Origin of the sequence: Streptomyces albospinus, from assembly GCF_014648695.1 — a bacterium.
Lineage (GTDB): Bacteria > Actinomycetota > Actinomycetes > Streptomycetales > Streptomycetaceae > Streptomyces > Streptomyces albospinus.
The window spans coordinates 163,490-181,507 of sequence record NZ_BMRP01000006.1; the positions used below are offsets into that span (position 1 = coordinate 163,490).

Genomic DNA, 18,018 nt, shown 5'->3' on the forward strand with positions numbered 1-18,018 from the left:
CGCTCGTCACGTCCAACCTCATGCATGAGGGCCTAGCACAGGGGGCTTCCTGGCCACTGAACCCGATCCGGCGAGCGGCAGCTGTGACAGCCTTGACGGTGGGACGGACGAGGGCTTTCCGGTGTGGTGTGATGCGGCGTCAGCGCAGCATCGGCGGGACGCCGGGCCCGCGGGCGACCGCGGCTGCGGACCGGTCCCGGCGGGGCACATCCCAAGCATCCACCTGCTTGGCCACCCAACCGTCCCTTATGGAGGCGTACGAGCGGGCCAGCGAGGCGGCGGACTCGCCCTCGTTGTACCGGGCGATCACGTTTTCTCGATTGGCAATGAACTTGTTGCGCGCTTCGGTCAGCTCTTCTCGGGAACGACGGGGCACGGCTCCTCCTCAAGCGGTCCCATGGCGCTCACCTCGACGCACCACTCCAACCCGCCGCCCGGCGGGCGCAGCCACACGCAGGACGGCTGCTCGTGGTGGAGCACGTAGGGCTGTCCGATCCCGTGGACGACGGCCTCGCACGCCTGGACGGTGTCAAGCACGCGAGCCCCGATGGAGATCCACTTCGGCATGCCCGCGGGGCGCTCACCGGATGCTTCACGACCGGCGGTTCCTTCGTCGCCGTCATCCCGTTGCAGGTTCTTCTGCTCGACGTACGTGGGGGTGCATCTGCTCATGCCTGACCTCCTCGATTCCTGCCGCGTTCGGCAGCTGCGCCGCTGGGAATGCGAGACCCCTCCCCCGCTGCCCCATCCGAGTCAACAGACCGTCCTGGAAGCAATGTTCGAGGTCCCCCTCTACGAGATGGGGTTCGATGTTCCAGACCATCGCGTGTGGGTGTCCGCGCCGATCGGCGATCCTGGAGGGGTGAATCGGAGGACGTTCGTCGCCGACGCCGGTGTTCTTGCCGCAACGGCTCTGGTGTCCGCTCGGTCAGGACCTCGGATCGGCGTCGGTGACCTCGGCCGGCTGCGCGAGCGACTCGACGGTCTGTACCAGACGGACCACAGCGAGGGCAGCGTGCCGGCCATGACCACAGCGCGCCGGATCGAGAACGAGATCACCGGAGCGCTCAGCGCAGCTTCGTACACCGGCCGCGTCGGTCGCGAGCTTCAGACGATGCTGGCCGAGCTGCACGGGCACCGAGCTTGGTACGGCTACGACGGCGGGCGGATCGCCGAGGGGCGAGCGGCATGCATGGAAGCGCTGGCCGCGGCCCAGCTCGTCGACAGCCCTCTCCTTCACGTCTCCGTCCTGGAAACGCTCGTGCTGCTCGCCATCAGGGCCGAACGGGCATGGGAGGCCGCGAGCGCGGTCGAGAACGCCTACCGCCTCGCGCAACGCGCCGGCGCCGGGCACACCGTGCACCTCGTGATCGCGCTGCGTGCCGCCAACGTGGCTACCCATGTGGGAGACCTGTCCGGAGCGCGCCGTGCCTTGAGCCGTGCCGTCAGCCACCAAGGCCGAGTCGATGCGGACACTGAGGTACCCAACTGGGCCCAGTTCGTCGGACCGTTCGAGGTGGACTACGCCACGGCAGACATGTATGTCCGGGCGGAGCAACCCAAGCGCGCCGTTCCCTCTCTGCGTGCTGCGGTGACCGGTATCGGTGGTGAGCTGCTCCGCAACAGCGCCTCGTACCGCGTAAAACTCGCGGGTGTACTGCTTGAAGCGGGGGAAGCCGAGGAGGCATGCGCCGAGATGGCCACCGCACTTCAGGCGTGCGGAGGGATCTCGTCACCGCGTCTGCTGGACAAGATTCGGAAGTTCCAGCACGCCGTCGCCAGAATCGACACGGCCGTCGCCCGCGAGTGTGGCGCCCGCATCCGCGAGACCGTCTGAGGAGCACCACGTGTCCCACCCCGACCCCCTCACCGTCGTACGCCTGGACGGCCCAGCCGCAGAGGAGGCCGAGGGTGACTTCACGCTCGTCTACGCCGAGGTATTCGCCGAGCCGCCCTACTGCGAGACCGGGGACGACGTCGTGGCCACCTTTCGGCGCTTCCGCTCCCAGACACGGAAACGCACCTTCCGTGCTGCCCTGGCCCGCACGGCGGACGGCACTCCGGTCGGCATGGCGTACGGCTGTCCCCTGGGACCGAAGACCGGCTGGTGGGACACGCTCACCCAGCCCGTGTCCGAAGAGATGCGCCGCGAGGACGGCCACCGCACCTTCGGCCTGATGGAGCTGGCCGTACGCCTGCCATGGCGCAGGCACGGCATCGCGCACCACCTGCACGAAACGCTCCTCGACGGCATCGATACCGAGCGCGTGGTGCTCAACGTCCATCCGGCGAGTGAGGCAGCGCGGGCGGCCTACCGAGCGTGGGGCTACCGCAAGGTCGGTGATGCCCGCCCGTGGACCGGTGCCGATCTCCACGACGTCATGGTTCTCGACTTGCCCCAGCCGCCGGCGTAGGCCGGCACCTCACCTCACCTCACCGCACCCGCAACAGATAGGCCCCGGCTCGCCGCTCATCGCGGCGGGCCGGGGTGTCGTGTGCCCTGTCTCCGCACCCCCGGGGCACGACCAGGGCACAAGGACCAGGAAACCCCCGGAGAACACCGACCAGCACTGCGCGTGGTTTTCGCAGGTCAAAGCCGTGATCCAAGAGTTCCCGCAGGCCGCAAGACCGAGGGCGGCACCTCCGCACAGGTGCCGCCCTCGTTGCGGTGCCGGAGCCGACGGGCGGGCATGAGGGTCAAGGTGCCCGGCCGCCGTCTCCGGTGGTTCGTGGGGCGGATGCCCCGTCGGGTCAGCGGCTGTCGCTGCCCTTGGCCTCCGCCGCCGCGCGGCCCGCCTCCAGTCGTGCGACCGGGATGCGGAACGGCGAGCAGGAGACGTAGTCGAGTCCGACCTCGTGGAAGAAGTGGACCGACTCCGGGTCGCCGCCGTGCTCACCGCAGACCCCGAGTTTGAGGTCGGGGCGGGTGGCGCGGCCGGCCGCCGCGGCGTTGCGGACCAGCGAGCCCACGCCGTCCTTGTCGATGGTCTCGAACGGGCTGACGCCGAAGATGCCCTTCTCCAGGTACGCGGTGAAGAAGCTGGCCTCCACGTCGTCGCGGGAGAAGCCCCAGACGGTCTGCGTGAGGTCGTTGGTGCCGAAGGAGAAGAAGTCGGCGGACTCGGCGATCTGGCCGGCCGTCAGCGCGGCGCGGGGCAGCTCGATCATCGTGCCGAGGGTGAGCTTGAGGCTGACGCCGTAGCGCTTCTCGACCTCGGCGATGACCTGTTCGGCCTCCTCGCGGACGATCTCCAGCTCCTGGACGGTGCCCACCAGCGGGATCATGATCTCCGCGCGCGGGTCGCCCTTGGCGTTCTTGCGCTCGGCGGCGGCCTCGGCGATGGCCCGTACCTGCATGGCGAACAGGCCGGGGATGACCAGGCCGAGGCGGACGCCGCGCAGACCCAGCATCGGGTTCTGCTCGTGCAGCTTGTGCACGGCCTGGAGGAGCCGGAGGTCGTTCTCGTTGGCGTCCTTGCGGGCCTCGGCGAGCGCGACCCGGACCGACAGCTCGGTGATGTCGGGCAGGAACTCGTGCAGCGGCGGGTCCAGCAGCCGGACGGTCACCGGCAGCCCGTCCATCGCCTCGAACAGCTCGATGAAGTCGGTCTTCTGGAGCGGCAGCAGCTCGGTGAGCGCGGCCTCCCGGTCGGCGTCGGTGTCGGCGAGGATCAGGCGCTCGACCATCTCCCGGCGCTCGCCGAGGAACATGTGCTCGGTGCGGCACAGGCCGATGCCCTGGGCACCGAACCGGCGGGCGCGGGCGGCGTCCTCGGCGTTGTCGGCGTTGGCCCGTACGCGCAGCCGGCGCACCCGGTCCGCGTACGCCATGATCCGGTGGACGGCCTTGACCAGCTCGTCGGCGTCCTCGGCGCCGGCGTGCATGCGGCCCTCGAAGTACTCCACGACCGGGGACGGCACGACCGGCACCTCACCCGCGTAGACCTTGCCGGTGGAGCCGTCGATGGAGACCACGTCGCCCTCTTCGACGACGGTCCCGTCCTGGGTCGTCATCCGGCGGGACTTGGTGTCGACCTCCAGCTCCTCGGCGCCGCAGACACAGGTCTTGCCCATGCCGCGGGCGACGACGGCGGCGTGCGAGGTCTTGCCGCCGCGGGAGGTGAGGATGCCCTCGGCGGCGATCATGCCGTTGAGGTCGTCGGGGTTGGTCTCGCGGCGGATCAGGATGACCTTCTCGCCGGACCGGGACCACTTGACGGCGGTGTACGAGTCGAAGACGGCCTTGCCGACGGCGGCGCCCGGGGAGGCGGCGATGCCGCGGCCGAGCAGGTCGGACTTCGCGCTCAGGTCGAAGCGGGGGAACATCAGCTGGGCCAGCTGCGCGCCGGTGACCCGCTGGAGCGCCTCGGCCTCGTCGATCAGGCCCTGGTCGACGAGCTGGGTGGCGATCCGGAACGCGGCGCCGGCGGTGCGCTTGCCGACCCGGGTCTGGAGCATCCACAGCTTGCCGCGCTCGATGGTGAACTCGATGTCGCACAGGTCCTTGTAGTGCGTTTCGAGCGTCTCCATGATCTGCATCAGCTCGTCGTACGACGCCTTGTCGATGTTCTCGAGGTCGGCGAGCGGGACGGTGTTGCGGATGCCGGCGACGACGTCCTCGCCCTGCGCGTTCTGGAGGTAGTCGCCGTAGACGCCCTGCTGGCCGCTGGCCGGGTCGCGGGTGAAGGCGACGCCGGTGCCGGAGTCGGGGCCGAGGTTGCCGAAGACCATGGAGCAGACGTTGACGGCCGTGCCGAGGTCGCCGGGGATGCGCTCCTGGCGGCGGTAGAGCTTGGCGCGGTCGGTGTTCCACGAGTCGAAGACGGCCCTTATGGCCAGGTCCATCTGCTCGCGGGCGTCCTGCGGGAAGTCCCGCCCGGTCTCCTTGGCGACGATCTGCTTGAACTGCTCGACCAGCGCGCGGAGATCGGCGGCGTCCAGGTCGACGTCGACGGTGACGCCCTTGTCCCGCTTGGCCTCCTCCAGCGCCTCCTCGAAGAGCTCGCCGTCGACGCCCAGCACGGTCTTGCCGAACATCTGGATGAGGCGGCGGTACGAGTCCCACGCGAACCGCTCGTCGCCGGCCTGAGCGGCGAGGCCGGAAACCGACGCATCCGAGAGGCCGATGTTGAGGACGGTGTCCATCATGCCGGGCATCGAGAACTTCGCCCCGGAACGCACGGATACGAGCAGCGGGTCGTCGGCCTGGCCGAGCTTCTTGCCCATCTGCTGCTCAAGCGCATTGAGGTGCTCGGAGACCTCGGCACGGAGTGCCGCCGGTTCGGTGCCGCTCTCCAGGTAGACCTTGCAGGCTTCGGTGGTGATCGTGAAGCCCGGAGGGACGGGAAGTCCCAGGTTGGTCATCTCCGCGAGGTTGGCGCCCTTGCCACCGAGGAGGTCCTTGAGGTCCTTGTTGCCCTCGGTGAAGTCGTAGACGAACTTCACGGAAGAAGACTGGCTTACGTGGGGATCTTGTGTTTCCGGCACGGGTCTGACTCCTCGCCGACGGGCTGCCCTGACGGCGAGGAACATACCCAGATCGAAGGCGTATGGGTACGTCCACTTGGTCGACATACGTGCGTAACCCGACGTCCGCCAGTAGATCGAAAGTGATCATGGGGGTTTGCCGTTGTTTACTTCCTGAATGGATGGTTGCGGTGTGCAGTCGACAGGGCGATGAAGTTCTACGCAGTGCAACGAATGGATTGAGGAGTTGAACAGATGGCGGATGGCACCCGGTGCCACCATTGCGAGAGGTGGAGTCCGACTCCTAGCGCTCATCTGAGCGGGACCCTTATCAGGGGTGGCGAGAATCACGCGCTCATGTGTGACCGGGTCCCATCATTTGGACCCGCTTCGGCTAGTTGATCAAGGGATGCGTCGGCCGGTGTGCGCGCCCGTTCCCGTACGGCCGGACGATCCGCACGCAATTCGGCCACCCACCGCTCCCGTTCGGCCCCGGCGCCGGTCGCGACCCCGCAGCCGACCCGGCGCGCAGCACGGCGCCGCCGCGACGCACGCGCGCCACGGCGGCCGGCGCCGGTTCCGCCCCGATCCCGGCGTTCCGGCGCGCCACCGGCCGGGGAGCGCCGGACGCCGGTATCAGGCCATAGTTCCCCGGCTGCGGGAACGCCACCTCGGCACCCCGTGTCGTATACCGGGCCTCACTCCCCTCCCTCGGCGGCGGCACCTCGCCGGCACAGCAGCGGGAGCAGTGCCAGGGCGCCGAGCAGGGCGCCGGCCGTCACCGGGAGGGCGGTCGCGTAGAGGGCCTGCGCCGAGGCGGCGGCGGCCGGCCGGCCGGGGTGGTCGGCGCGGGCCAGGAAGACGCTGCCGTACGCCGCCACCCCCACCACCTGGGCGATCTGCGGGACGGTGGTCAGCACCCCGCTGGCGTCCGCGGCGTCCGCCGGGACGATCCGGGACAGCGCGAGGGTCAGCAGCGGGCTGGTGGTGTAGCCGAGGCCGAGCCCCCAGACGAGTTGGAGCAGCGGCAGTGCGCAACCGCCCGCGCCGCCCGTCCGCAGGGCCAGCCCGATGCCGAGGTAGCCGGCCGCGGCGAGGGTGCAGGCGGCGGCGATCAGCGGCAGCTGCCAACGGGCGGGCAGCTTCTGCCAGGTGAGGCTGCCGGTGGCGACGCCGAGGGCCAGCGGCACGAAGGCCAGCCCGGCGCGGATCGGGGACTCGCCGAGGCCCGACTGGAGGTGCTGGGAGAGGGAGAAGAGGAACCCCGCGTAGCCCGCCGTGCAGAAGAACAGCGCCGCCGCGCCGTACACCAGGTGCGGGGAGCGCAGCACCCGGCCGGGCACCAGCGGTGCGCCGCCGCGCCGGGCCACCGCCCGCTCGACGAGGACGAACACCCCGAGGACCGGGGCCGCGGCGATCAGGCAGACCGCGGTCCACCGCGGCCAGTGCTGCTCGTGACCCAGCACCAGCGGTACGACCAGCAGCAGGAGCGCGGCGGTCAGCGTGACCAGTCCGGGCAGGTCCGGGCCCCCGGACGGGCGCGGCAGGGCGGGCGGCAGCAGCCGCACCGCGGCGGCCAGCAGCGCCAGCCCGACGGGCACGTTCAGCAGGAAGACCGGGCGCCAGCCGGTGCCGCACAGATCGGCGCTGACCAGCAGCCCGCCGGCGACCTGGCCGACCACGACGGCCACCGCGATCACCGCCGCGTACAGGCTCAACGCCCGTGCCCTGGCCCGCCCTTCGAAGGCCAGCTGGATGAGGCTGTAGATCTGCGGCACCATCAGCCCGGCCCCGAGGCCCTGCACCACGCGGGCGCCGATCAGTGCCCCGGCGTCCGGCGCCAGTCCGCAGCCGGCCGACGCCAGCGTGAACAGGGCCAGCCCGGTCAGGAACACGCTGCGGAAACCGTGCCGGGCACCGAGCCGGGCGCCGGTGATCAGCAGCGCCGCATAGGAGATCGTGTAGCCGGAGACGATCAACTGGAGTGCGGAGCCGGAGGCGTGGAGGCCGGTCCGCATCGTCGGGGTGGCGACATTGACGACGGTCGCGTCCAGCAGCGCCATGAATACCGCGCCGAGGATGACGACAAGGAGTCCCGTATTGCCGGCTGTTCCGCCGCCTGCCCTTCCACTCGCCCTTCCACTCGCCCTTCCACTCGCCTTTGTTCTCGCTTTTCCGGCGGTGCGGTGGTGCCGGCGCTTCCCGGGCGCCGGCCGCGCCCCACAGGCGAAATCCGCGGCACGGGAAGTCCGTTCATCGGTGATCTCGTTCATGGCAGCGATGGTCACGACCGGCGCATTCCGGTACCAGAGATCCAGTGATCCTGGTACCGGCGGTATCTGGCACCGGCCGGCGGGCGTCCCGCATGATGGGCCGGTGTCAGCGACCACCCGTTCCGCATCCGCCGCAGCCGCCCGGCGCGGTGAACTCGCCGCGTTCCTGCGGCTCCGCCGGGAGCGCATCACCCCCCAGGACGTGGGCCTGCCCGGCGGTCCGCGGCGGCGTACTCCGGGCCTGCGCCGGGAGGAGGTCGCCGAGCGCGCGGGCGTCGGCGTGGCCTGGTACACCTGGCTGGAACAGGGCCGGGCGATCAACCCGAGCGTCCAGGTGCTGGACGCCATCGCCGGTGCGCTGCTGCTCGGCCCGGCGGAGCGCGAACATCTGCGCCGGCTCGCGGACGTCCCCGGAGCCGCCGGCTCCGCCGAATCCCCCGCGGCGGAGATTCCGGTTCCGCCCGGCGCAAAGGCGCTGCACACCATTCTGGATTCGCTGAACCCGCTTCCGGCGGGCCTGGTCGGCGCCCGCTATGACGTCCTGGCATTCAACGACGCCTATGCCGCACTGGATCCCCGGATGGTGCTGCTGCCACCACCGGAACGGAATGTGCTGTGGCGGCTTTTCACCGCGGAAAGGGAATCCCAGCCGCTGGTCGACTGGGAGCGCGAGGTCTCTTTCATGGTGGGCCACTTGCGCGCCGAATTCGGCCGCCGGCTCCAGGACCCGCAATGGCAGGCGTATATCCGTAGACTCTCCGCGGCCAGCCCGCTGTTCGCGGAGATGTGGGCCCGGCACGATGTCCTGGCGCCGGCCACCCACCGCAAGGCCTTCCGTACGGTCGACGGCCGCGAGGTGACGATCACCGCGACGGGTTTCACCCCGGCCGAGGCGCCCGGCACCAAGTTGTGGATCTATACGCCGGACGGCCCGGACGCGGAGCGGGTACTCGGCGAGCTGCTCGCGCGCTACCGGCGGTTGGGGGCGGCCGGGCTGGTGGCCGCGGGCGCGCCCGGCCGGCCGGGCGGCTGACCGCCGGACCGGCTACGCCTTCGCCCGCCGCCCGCTCCTGCGCGGTGCCGGGTCCGCCCCGTCCAGCAGTTCCAGCCGCCGCTCCGCGCCGCGGGTCTCCACCTGGGTGACGATCCGCCGCAGCAGCTCCGCCAGGGTCAGCGCCTCGTCGTCCGTGAGCTCCTCGGTCACGAACGCCTCCTCGGCGTGGAACTCCGGGAAGGTCCGGGCCATCAGCGCCTCGCCCTCGGGCGTGAGGGAGAGCAGCGCGAGCCGGCCGTCGGTGGGATGCGGGGTGCGTGCCACGAGGCCGCGGGACTGGAGGGTGCGGGCGACGCCGGTGAGGGTGCCCTTGGAGATGCCGGCCTCCTCGGCGACCCGGCGGGTCTCCCAGGCGCCCCGGATCCACACCACCCACAGCACGACGAACGAGGTCCAGGTCAGGTCGGCACCGCGCAGCACCGAGTTCTCGAAGTGCTGCCGCACGGACGCCGCGGCGCGGTAGAGGCTCGCGACCGCGGCCATCCGCTCGTGCCGGACGGGGCTGTCGCCGAGCCTGGCCCGTACCGCCTGCTCCATGTCCTCGACGGAGCGGTGCCCGCTCACCACGGCATCTCCCTCACCTCTCCCGCACCCGGCCGCCCGACGCGCACGCCGCACGGGGGCACATGGGCTGCACACGGTAACGGGGGCCCGGCCGGACGGCCGCCGGGACATCACGCCGTACACCCGGACGGCGCCACCGCCCCGGGGCCGGCACCCGGATCCCGCCCGCGGTCAGCCGCCGGAGGTGTCCAGCTCCGCTTCCTCGCCGACGCCGGCGCAGTCGTACGGGTCCCGCAGCCAGCCGTCGGGCAGCACCACGCGGTTGTTGCCCGAGGTCCGGCCGCGCGGTCCGTCGGCGCCCTCCGGCCACGGCTGGTCGAGGTCCAACTCGCCCAGCCCGTCCTCCAGTTCGGCGAGCGACGAGCTGATCGCCAGCCGCTTGCGCATCTCCGAGCCGACCGCGAAGCCCTTCAGATACCAGGCGACGTGCTTGCGGAAGTCGATGACGCCGCGGGCCCCGTCGCCGATCCACTCGCCGAGCAGCGCGGCGTGCCGGACCATGACCGCGGCGACCTCGCGGAGGGTCGGCGCGGCGGGCGCGCCGGTGCCCTCGAAGGCAGCGACCAGGTCGCCGAAGAGCCAGGGGCGGCCCAGGCAGCCGCGGCCGACCACGACGCCGTCGCAGCCGGTCTGCCGCATCATCCGCACCGCGTCGTCCGCGGACCAGATGTCGCCGTTGCCGAGCACCGGGATCTCCGGGACATGCTCCTTGAGGCGCGCGATGGCGTCCCAGTCGGCGGTGCCGCCGTAGTGCTGGGCGGCGGTGCGGCCGTGCAGCGCGATGGCGGTCACGCCCTCGTCGACGGCGATCCGGCCGGCGTCGAGGAAGGTGATGTGGTCGTCGTCGATTCCCTTGCGCATCTTCATCGTGACGGGCAGGTCACCGGCACCGCTGACCGCCTCGCGCAGGATGGCGCGGAGCAGGTTCCGCTTGTAGGGGAGGGCGGAGCCGCCGCCCTTGCGGGTCACCTTCGGGACCGGGCAGCCGAAATTCAGGTCGATGTGGTCGGCCAGGTCCTCCTCCGCGATCATGCGGACGGCCTTGCCGACGGTGGCCGGGTCGACGCCGTACAGCTGGATCGAGCGCGGCTGCTCGCTCGCGTCGAAGTGGATCAGCTGCATGGTCTTCTCGTTGCGCTCGACCAGCGCCCGGGTGGTGATCATCTCGCTGACGAAGAGGCCCTTGCCGCCGCTGAACTCCCGGCACAGCGTCCGGAACGGGGCGTTGGTGATCCCGGCCATGGGCGCGAGCACCACGGGGGGCTGCACCGTGTGCGGGCCGATTTGCAGCGAAGTCATGGACCCCATTGTCCCGCACCCGGCGAGTTGCCCCGCCGGGTACGCCCGACGGGGATCGTTGTAGCGTTCAACCATGTCCGTCGTCAGCCGCCGTCGCCGTCTGCTGGTCCTGGCGATCTGCTGCCTGAGCCTGCTGATCGTCAGCCTCGACAACACCGTCCTCAACGTCGCGCTGCCGACCATGCAGCACGAGCTGGGCGCCTCCGTCTCCGGGATGCAGTGGACGATCGACGCCTACACCCTGGTCCTGGCGTCGCTGCTGATGCTGTCCGGCTCGACCGCGGACCGCCTCGGCCGCCGCCGGATCTTCACCGTCGGGCTGGTGGTCTTCGCGATCGGGTCGCTGCTGTGCAGTCTGGCGCCCGGCCTGGAGTGGCTGGTGGTCTTCCGGATGGTGCAGGCGGTCGGCGGGTCGATGCTCACCCCCGTCGCGATGTCGATCATCACCAACACCTTCACCGACCCCCGGGAGCGGGCCCGCGCCATCGGGGTGTGGGGCGGCGTGGTCGGCATCAGCATGGCGGCCGGGCCGGTGATCGGCGGGCTGCTGGTGCAGAGCGTCGGCTGGCGGTCGATCTTCTGGATCAACGTGCCGATCGGCGCCCTGGCGCTGTTCCTCACCCTGCGGTACGTCCCGGAGTCCCGCGCCCCCAGGCCCCGCCGGGTGGACGTGGTGGGGCAGCTGCTGGTGATCGCGCTGCTCGGCTCCCTGACGTACGCGATCATCCAGGCCCCGGAGACCGGCTGGACCTCCGCGGAGATCCTGTCGTTCGTGCTGGTGGCGGCGGCCTCCCTGGCGTCCCTCGTCGGCTACGAGCGCCGGCGCCGCGAACCCCTCATCGACCTGCGGTTCTTCCACAGTGTCCCGTTCAGCGGCGCCACCGTCACAGCGGTCTGCGCCTTCGCCGCACTCGGCGGCTTCCTCTTCGTCAACACCCTCTACCTCCAGAACATCCGCGGACTGTCCGCCCCGGACGCCGGCCTCTACATGCTCCCGATGGCCGGGATGACCCTCGTCTTCGCACCGCTCTCCGGACGGCTGGTCGCCGGCCGCGGCCCCCGGCTGCCGCTGCTGCTCGCCGGTACGGCGACGGCCGCCAGCGGTCTGCTCTTCGCCGCGTTCGACGCCGAGTCGGTCACCGCCCTGCTGTTCACCGGCTACGTCCTCTTCGGCATCGGATTCGGCCTGGTCAACGCCCCTATCACCAATACCGCGGTGTCCGGTATGCCGCGCGCGCAGGCCGGGGTGGCGGCGGCGGTGGCCTCCACCAGCCGGCAGGTCGGGCAGTCGCTGGGCGTCGCGGTGATCGGCGCCGTCCTGGCCGGCGGAGCACATCTCGGCGCCACCCGCGCCGCCTTCCTCGCGGCCGGCCGCCCCGCCTGGTGGATCGTCACCGGCTGCGGCGCCGGGATCCTCCTCCTCGGCGCCCTGACCACCGGCCGCTGGGCACGCGCCACCGCCCGGCGCACCGCGGCGCTCTTCGAGGACGAGACGGCCCGCGGGCAGCGCCGGGCGGGCGCGGAATCGTAGCCCGCGGGCAGCGCCGGGCGGGCGCCGAGTCTCGGCCCGCGGCCCCGCCCGGTCACTCCTGGCCGAACGCCAGCTTCTCCAGTTGCTCCAGCCGCTCCCGGGACACGTCGTCGACCGGGGTGTACGCCAGTACCTTCGGCCCGGGATTCGGCCCCGTCCACAGATTCGTGCCGGTCAGCTGGAGGAGGCCGACCTTCGGGTGCCGGAAGACCTTGAGGGCGCTCGCCGGGCGCTCGACCTCGTGCTGCGCCCAGATCTCGCGGAACTCCGGCGACGCCTCGGTCAGCCGCGTCACCAGCGCCTTCCACGCCGGCTCCGCGACGTGCTCGGCCATCGAGGCGCGGAACTTGGCGGTCATGGTCCGGACCGTGGCCTCCCGGTCGGCGAGCGTGGCCCGCCACCCGGGGTGGGTGAACGCCAGCCACATGCAGTTGCGGTCCTCCTCGGGCAGCGCGTCGAGGTCGCACATCAGCTGCCCGTACGTGCTGTTGTAGGCGAGGATGTCGAACCGGCTGTTCTGCACCACCGCGGGGAACGGCGCGAGCTGGTGCAGGATCTGACGCAACGCCAGCGGAACGCCCGTGCACTCCTTGCCCGGCAGCGGGTCGATCGCCCCGGCGAGCGCGAAGAGATGGCTGCGCTCGGCGCGGTCCAGCAGCAGCGCGCGGGCCACCGCGTCCAGCACCTGCGGCGAGACGTGGATGTCCCGGCCCTGTTCGAGCCAGGTGTACCAGGTCACGCCGACCGCGCCGAGATGCGCGACCTCCTCGCGGCGCAGCCCGGGGGTGCGCCGCCGGCTGCCACGCGGCAGGCCGACCTGCTCCGGGGTGATCCGCTCCCGCCGGCTGCGCAGGAACGCGGCCAACTCCGCCCGCCGGATGGCGTCGCCGGCCCGCGGGGCTGCGCCGCCACCGCCACCTGTGGCACCCTGCCGTACCGTCACATCCGCGGCGCCGCCCGGTCCGGTCGGCCCCGCCGCCACTGCCACATCGGTCGCATCCACGCTCATGCACCCAGCCTGCCGCAGAGCCCAGCCGGTTGCCAGGTAGCGCTGATACCAGGATAAGGACACTCTGGTACCCCTCTGAGCCAGCCGCGATCGTCTAGTGCGTGACCGAAACCCAGATACAGCGCACCACACCGGCGGCACCCACCCCGGCTGCCCGGCACCGTACGGCACCCACCCCGCTGCTGACCCCCCTGGGCCTGCTGACCGTCCTCCTGGGCGCGGCCCTTCCGATGATCGACTTCTTTATCGTCAACGTCGCCCTGCCGACCATCGACCACGACCTGCACGCGGGTCCCGCACTGCTGGAAATGGTCGTCGCCGGCTACGGCGTCGCCTACGCCACGATGCTCGTGCTCGGCGGACGGCTCGGCGACATCGCCGGCCGACGCCGGCTGTTCCTCTGGGGCCTGGCCACCTTCGGTCTCACCTCGCTCGCCTGCGGACTGGCTCCCGACGCCTGGACACTGGTGATCGCCCGGGTCGCCCAGGGCGCGGCAGCCGCCCTGCTGCTGCCGCAGGTACTGGCCACCATCCAGGCCACCACCACCGGCAAGCGGCGCGCCAAGGCCGTCAGCCTCTACGGCGGCACGGCCGGCGTCTCCAGCGCCGTCGGCCAGGTGCTCGGCGGGCTGCTGGTCTCGGTCGACCTGGCCGGCACCGGCTGGCGGGCGGTGTTCCTGGTGAACGTCCCGATCGCCGTGGTGGCCTGGCTACTTGCGGCCCGTACGGTCCCCGAGACCCGGTCCCCGCACCCCAGCCGCGTCGACGGCCCCGGCACCGCGCTGCTCGCCACCTCCCTGATCGCCCTGCTGCTGCCGCTCACCGAGGGCCGCGCCGCCGGCTGGCCCGTGTGGTCCTGGCTGCTGCTGGCGGTCTTCCCGTTCTCGGCCGCCGCGTTCATCGCCGTCGAGCGCCGCGCCGAGCGGTCCGGCCGCACCCCCCTCGTGCCGCCGTCCCTCCTCCGCATCCCCTCCGTCCACAGCGGCCTGTCCATGATGATCCCGTTCTCGGTCGGCTTCGGCGGCTTCATGTTCGTGGTGGCGGTGGCTCTCCAGACCGGCCTCCGCTACGGCCCGCTCGCCGCCGGCATCTCGCTCGCCCCGCTCTGCCTCGCCTTCTTCCTCGCCTCGCTGGCCGGGCCGCGGCTGGTGCAGCGCTTCGGCCGGCGGGTGGTGATCACCGGCTCGCTGATCCAGGGCGCCGGGCTGCTCGCCCTGGCCCTGACCGTCCACGCCGGCTGGCCGCACATCTCGGTCATGGAGCTGGCACCGAGCATGACGATGCTGGGCATCGGGCAGGGCATGCTGCTGCCGGTCGTGGTGCGGATCGTGCTGAGCGAGCTGCCGGTGGCACAGGCGGGCGTGGGCGGCGGCGTCATGGTCACCACGCAGCAGTCCGGTCTCGCCCTCGGCGTGGCCACGCTGGGCACCCTCTTCCTCGCCCTGCTCCCCTCCGCCGGCATCCGCGACGCCCTGCTCGCCGCCGTGCTGACCCAGCTCCTGATCGTCCTGGGCACGACCCTGCTCGGCTTCCGCCTCCCCCGCACCCTGAGCTGAGGCCCGAGCCGCGCCCTTCCACCACGGCCCGCTCCCCACCCCCCACCACCCACCCTCACCCTTACGACTGACAAATATTGAAATCTGTCAGCCGTCATGTCATGGTGAATACACGGCTGCACACCAGCCACCCACCGCCCCTCCCTCCCCTCAGGAGCACGCCGTGCAGACCCGCACCCTCGGCACCACCGGCCCGCAGACCTCCGCCCTCGGCCTCGGCTGCATGGGCATGTCCGCCCTCTACGGCGACAGCGACCGCGCCGAATCCCTCGCCACCATCCACGCCGCCCTCGACGCCGGCATCACCCTCCTCGACACCGGCGACTTCTACGGCATGGGCCACAACGAACTCCTCATCAACGAAGCCCTGCGGACGGCCCCCGCCGCCGCCCGCGAAAAGGCCCTGACCAGCGTCAAGTTCGGCGCCCTGCGCACCGTCGAGGGCGGCTTCAGCGGCTATGACGGCCGGCCCGCCGCGGTGAAGAACTTCGCCGCGTACTCCCTCCAGCGCCTGGGCACCGACCACATCGACATCTACCGGATCGCCCGTGTCGACCCCGACGTCCCGATCGAGGAGACCGTCGGCGCCATCGCCGAGCTGGTCGCGGCCGGCCACGTCCGCCACATCGGCCTCTCCGAGGTGGGCGCGGACACCCTGCGCCGGGCCGCCGCCGTCGCCCCGATCGCCGACCTCCAGATCGAGTACTCCCTCATCTCCCGCGGCATCGAGGACGCGATCCTCCCCACCGCCCGCGAACTGGGCATCGGCATCACCGCCTACGGAGTGCTCTCCCGCGGCCTGATCAGCGGCCACTTCACCCGTGACCGCAAGCTCGCCGCCAACGACTTCCGCGGGATGTCACCGCGCTTCCAGGGCGACAACCTGGACCGCAACCTCGACCTCGTGGACGCACTCCGCAAGATCGCCGACCAGAAGGGCATCTCGGTCGCCCAGACCGCCATCGCCTGGGTTCTCTCCCGCGGCGAGGACATCGTCCCCCTGGTCGGCGCCCGCCGCCGCGACCGCCTCACCGAGGCCCTCGGCGCCCTGGACGTCACCCTGGACGCCGCCGACCTGACCGCCATCGAGCAGGCCATCCCCGCCGGCGCCGCCGCAGGCGACCGCTACCCGGCAGTCCAGATGGCCCACTTGGACAGCGAACACTGACAACAGAGAGGAGCGACACCCGCCGACCGACACCCGCCGAGCGGCGACCGACGAGCGGCGACCGACGAGCGACGGCAAGCGCCGTACCACCGAGCCCCCCACGGAGCGCCAGGCTGGGGCACCTCCCCAGACCCGACCGCCCCGCCCGGCAGTCGCTTGAGCTCTCGACACCCGGCGCTGCGAGGCTTCGCCGAGCGGCAAGCGGCAAGCGGCAAGCGGCAAGCGGCAAGCGGCAACGAGACATGGCAGGAAACGGGTGGGCTCCGGAACCAGGCGGAAGGGAAAGGGACTTCGGTCGACGTGGGGCTATGGCTATAGCTACGGGGCGAGGGAGAGGCCATGGGGTCACGCCGACGCCCGCCGATCGCACACCGCTCACGGTCCCACCGGCCAGGCATCAGCTGAGGGTTGCCGAGGGCCCAGTAAGCGAGCCGCTGGCCGATGGCCGTCGGCGATCCCGCACTCGGCGCGCCTGCCGGCTGAGGATGGCTCGCTCGAAGCTCAGGGCTGGAGTTCGTGCCTGCGACTCCTGTGCCGGGGGCTCCCATGGCCGGAGTTCGTCGGCCGGGGTCCGTACCCGGGGCTCGCGCGGCAGGGCTTGCGCAGCCGGCGTTCGTTGGCTGGGCTTCTTGCCTGGGGCTCCCGTGCCTGGGCTCCCCTGGCTGGAGTTCGCCAGCCGGGGTCCGTGCCGAGGCGCACGCAGGCTCGCGCCACGGCGCAGGCGAGTCCTTGTCGGGGCGTACGCGAGCTCGCGCCGAGGCACACGGAGGCCCTGCCCGGGCGCAGGCGGGCCCGTGTCAGGGCGTACGAGAGCCCGTGCGTCGAGGCACACGCGAGGGGGAGGGGTGGGGGGAGGGGGAGGCCCCCGGGGAGAGCGGATCGCGGGTACCGTCCATAGAGAGCCGAGACGCGCGACCCCCCGGCCGGGCACCAGCCAGGTACCCGCCACCGGACACCCGTCGGTTGCCCACCATCAGGCGTCCGTCGAGTGCCCACCATCAGGCCTCCGTCGGTTGCCCACCACCAGGCCTCCGTCGGTTGCCCACCACCGGACACCCGTCGGCTGCCCACCACCGGGCGCCCACCGGTTGCCCACCGCCGTCTCTGTCCCCACGTCCCTGCCACCGCCACCCCTGCCGTCCCGCCCCGCCCCCTCCCCGAAAGGCCGGCCCGTTCCATGCCCCCCGAGACGTTGACCCCCGAGCGCATCCTCGAAGCCACCGAGGAGGTGCTGCGCCGTTACGGCCCGGCCAAGGCCACGGTGGTGGACGTCGCGCGCGCCCTGGGCGTCAGCCACGGCAGCGTCTACCGCCACTTCCGTACGAAGACGGCGTTGCGGGAGGCGGTCACGGCGCGCTGGCTGGACCGTACGAGCGAGCAGCTGGCAGCCATCGTCACGGACGGGGGTCCGGCCGACGACCGGCTGGGCCGCTGGCTCGCCGCCCTCTTCGAGGCGAAGCGGCACAAGGCCGGTGACGACCCCGAACTCTTCGCCACGTATATGACGTTGATCGGTGAGAGCGGCGGTGTCGTCGACCGGCATGTCACCGACCTCGAATCCCAGCTCGCCACGATCATCGAGGCCGGCGTCGCCGAGGGCACCTTCCGCGCCCCCTCCCCCGCCACCACCGCCCATGCCGTCTTCGCCGCCACCGGCCGTTTCCACGACCCCTGTTACGCCGCGGAGTGGTCCCGCCCGGAGATCACCGCCGACTTCGAGGCGGTCCGCGATCTGGTGATGCGGGGGCTGCGGGGCTAGACCCTGCGGTCGAAGTCCCGCCTGTCACCAACCGTCTGGCACGCCGCTCGCCGTACCGGACGCCGCCCCCCAGCACGCCCCCTCGCCGTACCGGCCGCCGCCCCCAGCACGCCAGCACACCCAGCCCCAGTACACCCAGTCCCCCGTACGCCCAGTCCCCCGTACGCCCAGCACAAGGGTCATCTCCTCGGACACCCACCACAAGGGCCGTGGCCCGGCGCGGCGGGAGCACACGCCGGATGCCGCCCGGGCCGCGTTTCGGGCGGACGGCGGGAGTTCGGCGGCAGGGCCCAGGACGCCGCCCGCGCTCCCGGTGCGTGCCCTGTAGACGCAAAACGC

14 protein-coding genes are annotated in these 18,018 nt (G+C 71.8%); 7 read left to right on the plus strand and 7 right to left on the minus strand.

The window, feature by feature from the left end; genetic code table 11:
• Window positions 1-139: 139 nt before the first annotated feature.
• Both IEZ17_RS11385 and IEZ17_RS42250 read right to left on the minus strand, forming a co-directional pair.
• Window positions 140-376: a hypothetical protein gene (locus IEZ17_RS11385; protein WP_189299108.1), complete on the minus strand. Its 237-nt coding sequence runs from the start codon at window positions 374-376 to the stop codon at window positions 140-142.
• Window positions 349-672 carry a hypothetical protein gene (locus tag IEZ17_RS42250; protein ID WP_229852157.1) on the minus strand — a complete coding sequence of 108 codons (324 nt, stop codon included), beginning with the start codon at window positions 670-672 and terminating at the stop codon, window positions 349-351. The genes IEZ17_RS11385 and IEZ17_RS42250 overlap by 28 nt, the downstream gene beginning before the upstream one ends.
• On the opposite strand from IEZ17_RS42250, the gene IEZ17_RS11395 reads away from it, so the two are divergent.
• Both IEZ17_RS11395 and IEZ17_RS11400 read left to right on the plus strand, forming a co-directional pair.
• Complete coding sequence (locus IEZ17_RS11395; RefSeq protein ID WP_229852159.1) at window positions 671-1,837, plus strand: NsdA family TPR-like regulatory protein; 1,167 nt, start codon at window positions 671-673, stop codon at window positions 1,835-1,837. The genes IEZ17_RS42250 and IEZ17_RS11395 overlap by 2 nt on opposite strands.
• A gap of 10 nt (window positions 1,838-1,847) precedes the next feature.
• Window positions 1,848-2,414 (plus strand): GNAT family N-acetyltransferase, encoded by a 567-nt coding sequence (locus tag IEZ17_RS11400; protein WP_189299110.1) that lies wholly within the window; start codon window positions 1,848-1,850, stop codon window positions 2,412-2,414.
• A 337-nt stretch (window positions 2,415-2,751) separates the two neighbouring features.
• Here IEZ17_RS11400 and ppdK read toward each other — a convergent pair whose 3' ends face one another.
• Both ppdK and IEZ17_RS11410 read right to left on the minus strand, forming a co-directional pair.
• Window positions 2,752-5,445 (minus strand): pyruvate, phosphate dikinase, encoded by a 2,694-nt coding sequence (gene ppdK / locus IEZ17_RS11405; RefSeq protein ID WP_189299112.1) that lies wholly within the window; start codon window positions 5,443-5,445, stop codon window positions 2,752-2,754.
• Between the two features lie 719 nt (window positions 5,446-6,164).
• Complete coding sequence (locus tag IEZ17_RS11410) at window positions 6,165-7,547, minus strand: MFS transporter (protein WP_268249816.1); 1,383 nt, start codon at window positions 7,545-7,547, stop codon at window positions 6,165-6,167.
• 295 nt (window positions 7,548-7,842) lie between these two features.
• On the opposite strand from IEZ17_RS11410, the gene IEZ17_RS11415 reads away from it, so the two are divergent.
• Window positions 7,843-8,772, plus strand: coding sequence for a helix-turn-helix transcriptional regulator (locus IEZ17_RS11415; protein ID WP_189299116.1), 930 nt, complete (start codon window positions 7,843-7,845; stop codon window positions 8,770-8,772).
• 12 nt (window positions 8,773-8,784) lie between these two features.
• On the opposite strand, the gene IEZ17_RS11420 is transcribed toward IEZ17_RS11415, so the two are convergent.
• Together IEZ17_RS11420 and dusB are read right to left on the minus strand one after the other, a co-directional pair.
• Window positions 8,785-9,357 carry a MarR family winged helix-turn-helix transcriptional regulator gene (locus IEZ17_RS11420; protein WP_189299118.1) on the minus strand — a complete coding sequence of 191 codons (573 nt, stop codon included), beginning with the start codon at window positions 9,355-9,357 and terminating at the stop codon, window positions 8,785-8,787.
• Window positions 9,358-9,528: 171 nt separating this feature from the next.
• Window positions 9,529-10,665 (minus strand): tRNA dihydrouridine synthase DusB, encoded by a 1,137-nt coding sequence (gene dusB, locus IEZ17_RS11425; protein ID WP_189299120.1) that lies wholly within the window; start codon window positions 10,663-10,665, stop codon window positions 9,529-9,531.
• A gap of 64 nt (window positions 10,666-10,729) precedes the next feature.
• Between dusB and IEZ17_RS11430 the strand changes: the two genes are divergently transcribed.
• Window positions 10,730-12,187 (plus strand): MFS transporter, encoded by a 1,458-nt coding sequence (locus IEZ17_RS11430; protein WP_189299122.1) that lies wholly within the window; start codon window positions 10,730-10,732, stop codon window positions 12,185-12,187.
• Window positions 12,188-12,239: 52 nt separating this feature from the next.
• On the opposite strand, the gene IEZ17_RS11435 is transcribed toward IEZ17_RS11430, so the two are convergent.
• Complete coding sequence (locus IEZ17_RS11435) at window positions 12,240-13,196, minus strand: helix-turn-helix transcriptional regulator (RefSeq protein WP_189299124.1); 957 nt, start codon at window positions 13,194-13,196, stop codon at window positions 12,240-12,242.
• Window positions 13,197-13,297: 101 nt separating this feature from the next.
• On the opposite strand from IEZ17_RS11435, the gene IEZ17_RS11440 reads away from it, so the two are divergent.
• The 3 genes from IEZ17_RS11440 to IEZ17_RS11450 all read left to right on the plus strand — a co-directional run bounded on the left by IEZ17_RS11440 (window position 13,298) and on the right by IEZ17_RS11450 (window position 17,679).
• Window positions 13,298-14,752 (plus strand): MFS transporter, encoded by a 1,455-nt coding sequence (locus IEZ17_RS11440; protein WP_189299126.1) that lies wholly within the window; start codon window positions 13,298-13,300, stop codon window positions 14,750-14,752.
• 163 nt (window positions 14,753-14,915) lie between these two features.
• The gene (locus IEZ17_RS11445; protein WP_189299128.1) at window positions 14,916-15,920 is read left to right on the plus strand and encodes an aldo/keto reductase; all 1,005 of its coding nucleotides are present in this window, start codon (window positions 14,916-14,918) and stop codon (window positions 15,918-15,920) included.
• Window positions 15,921-17,097: 1,177 nt separating this feature from the next.
• Entirely contained in the window at window positions 17,098-17,679 is a 582-nt protein-coding gene (locus IEZ17_RS11450; RefSeq protein ID WP_189299130.1) for a TetR/AcrR family transcriptional regulator, read from the plus strand.
• The last annotated feature ends 339 nt before the right edge of the window (window positions 17,680-18,018 follow it).

What these genes read in the sequence shown, in the direction of transcription:
- IEZ17_RS42250 (WP_229852157.1), bottom strand. Translation starts at nt 672, where the DNA reads ATGAGCAGATGCACCCCCACGTACGTCGAGCAGAAGAACCTGCAACGG.
- IEZ17_RS11430 (WP_189299122.1), top strand. Translation starts at nt 10,730, where the DNA reads ATGTCCGTCGTCAGCCGCCGTCGCCGTCTGCTGGTCCTGGCGATCTGC.
- dusB (WP_189299120.1), bottom strand. Translation starts at nt 10,665, where the DNA reads ATGGGGTCCATGACTTCGCTGCAAATCGGCCCGCACACGGTGCAGCCC.
- IEZ17_RS11435 (WP_189299124.1), bottom strand. Translation starts at nt 13,196, where the DNA reads ATGAGCGTGGATGCGACCGATGTGGCAGTGGCGGCGGGGCCGACCGGA.
- IEZ17_RS11395 (WP_229852159.1), top strand. Translation starts at nt 671, where the DNA reads ATGCCTGACCTCCTCGATTCCTGCCGCGTTCGGCAGCTGCGCCGCTGG.
- IEZ17_RS11450 (WP_189299130.1), top strand. Translation starts at nt 17,098, where the DNA reads ATGCCCCCCGAGACGTTGACCCCCGAGCGCATCCTCGAAGCCACCGAG.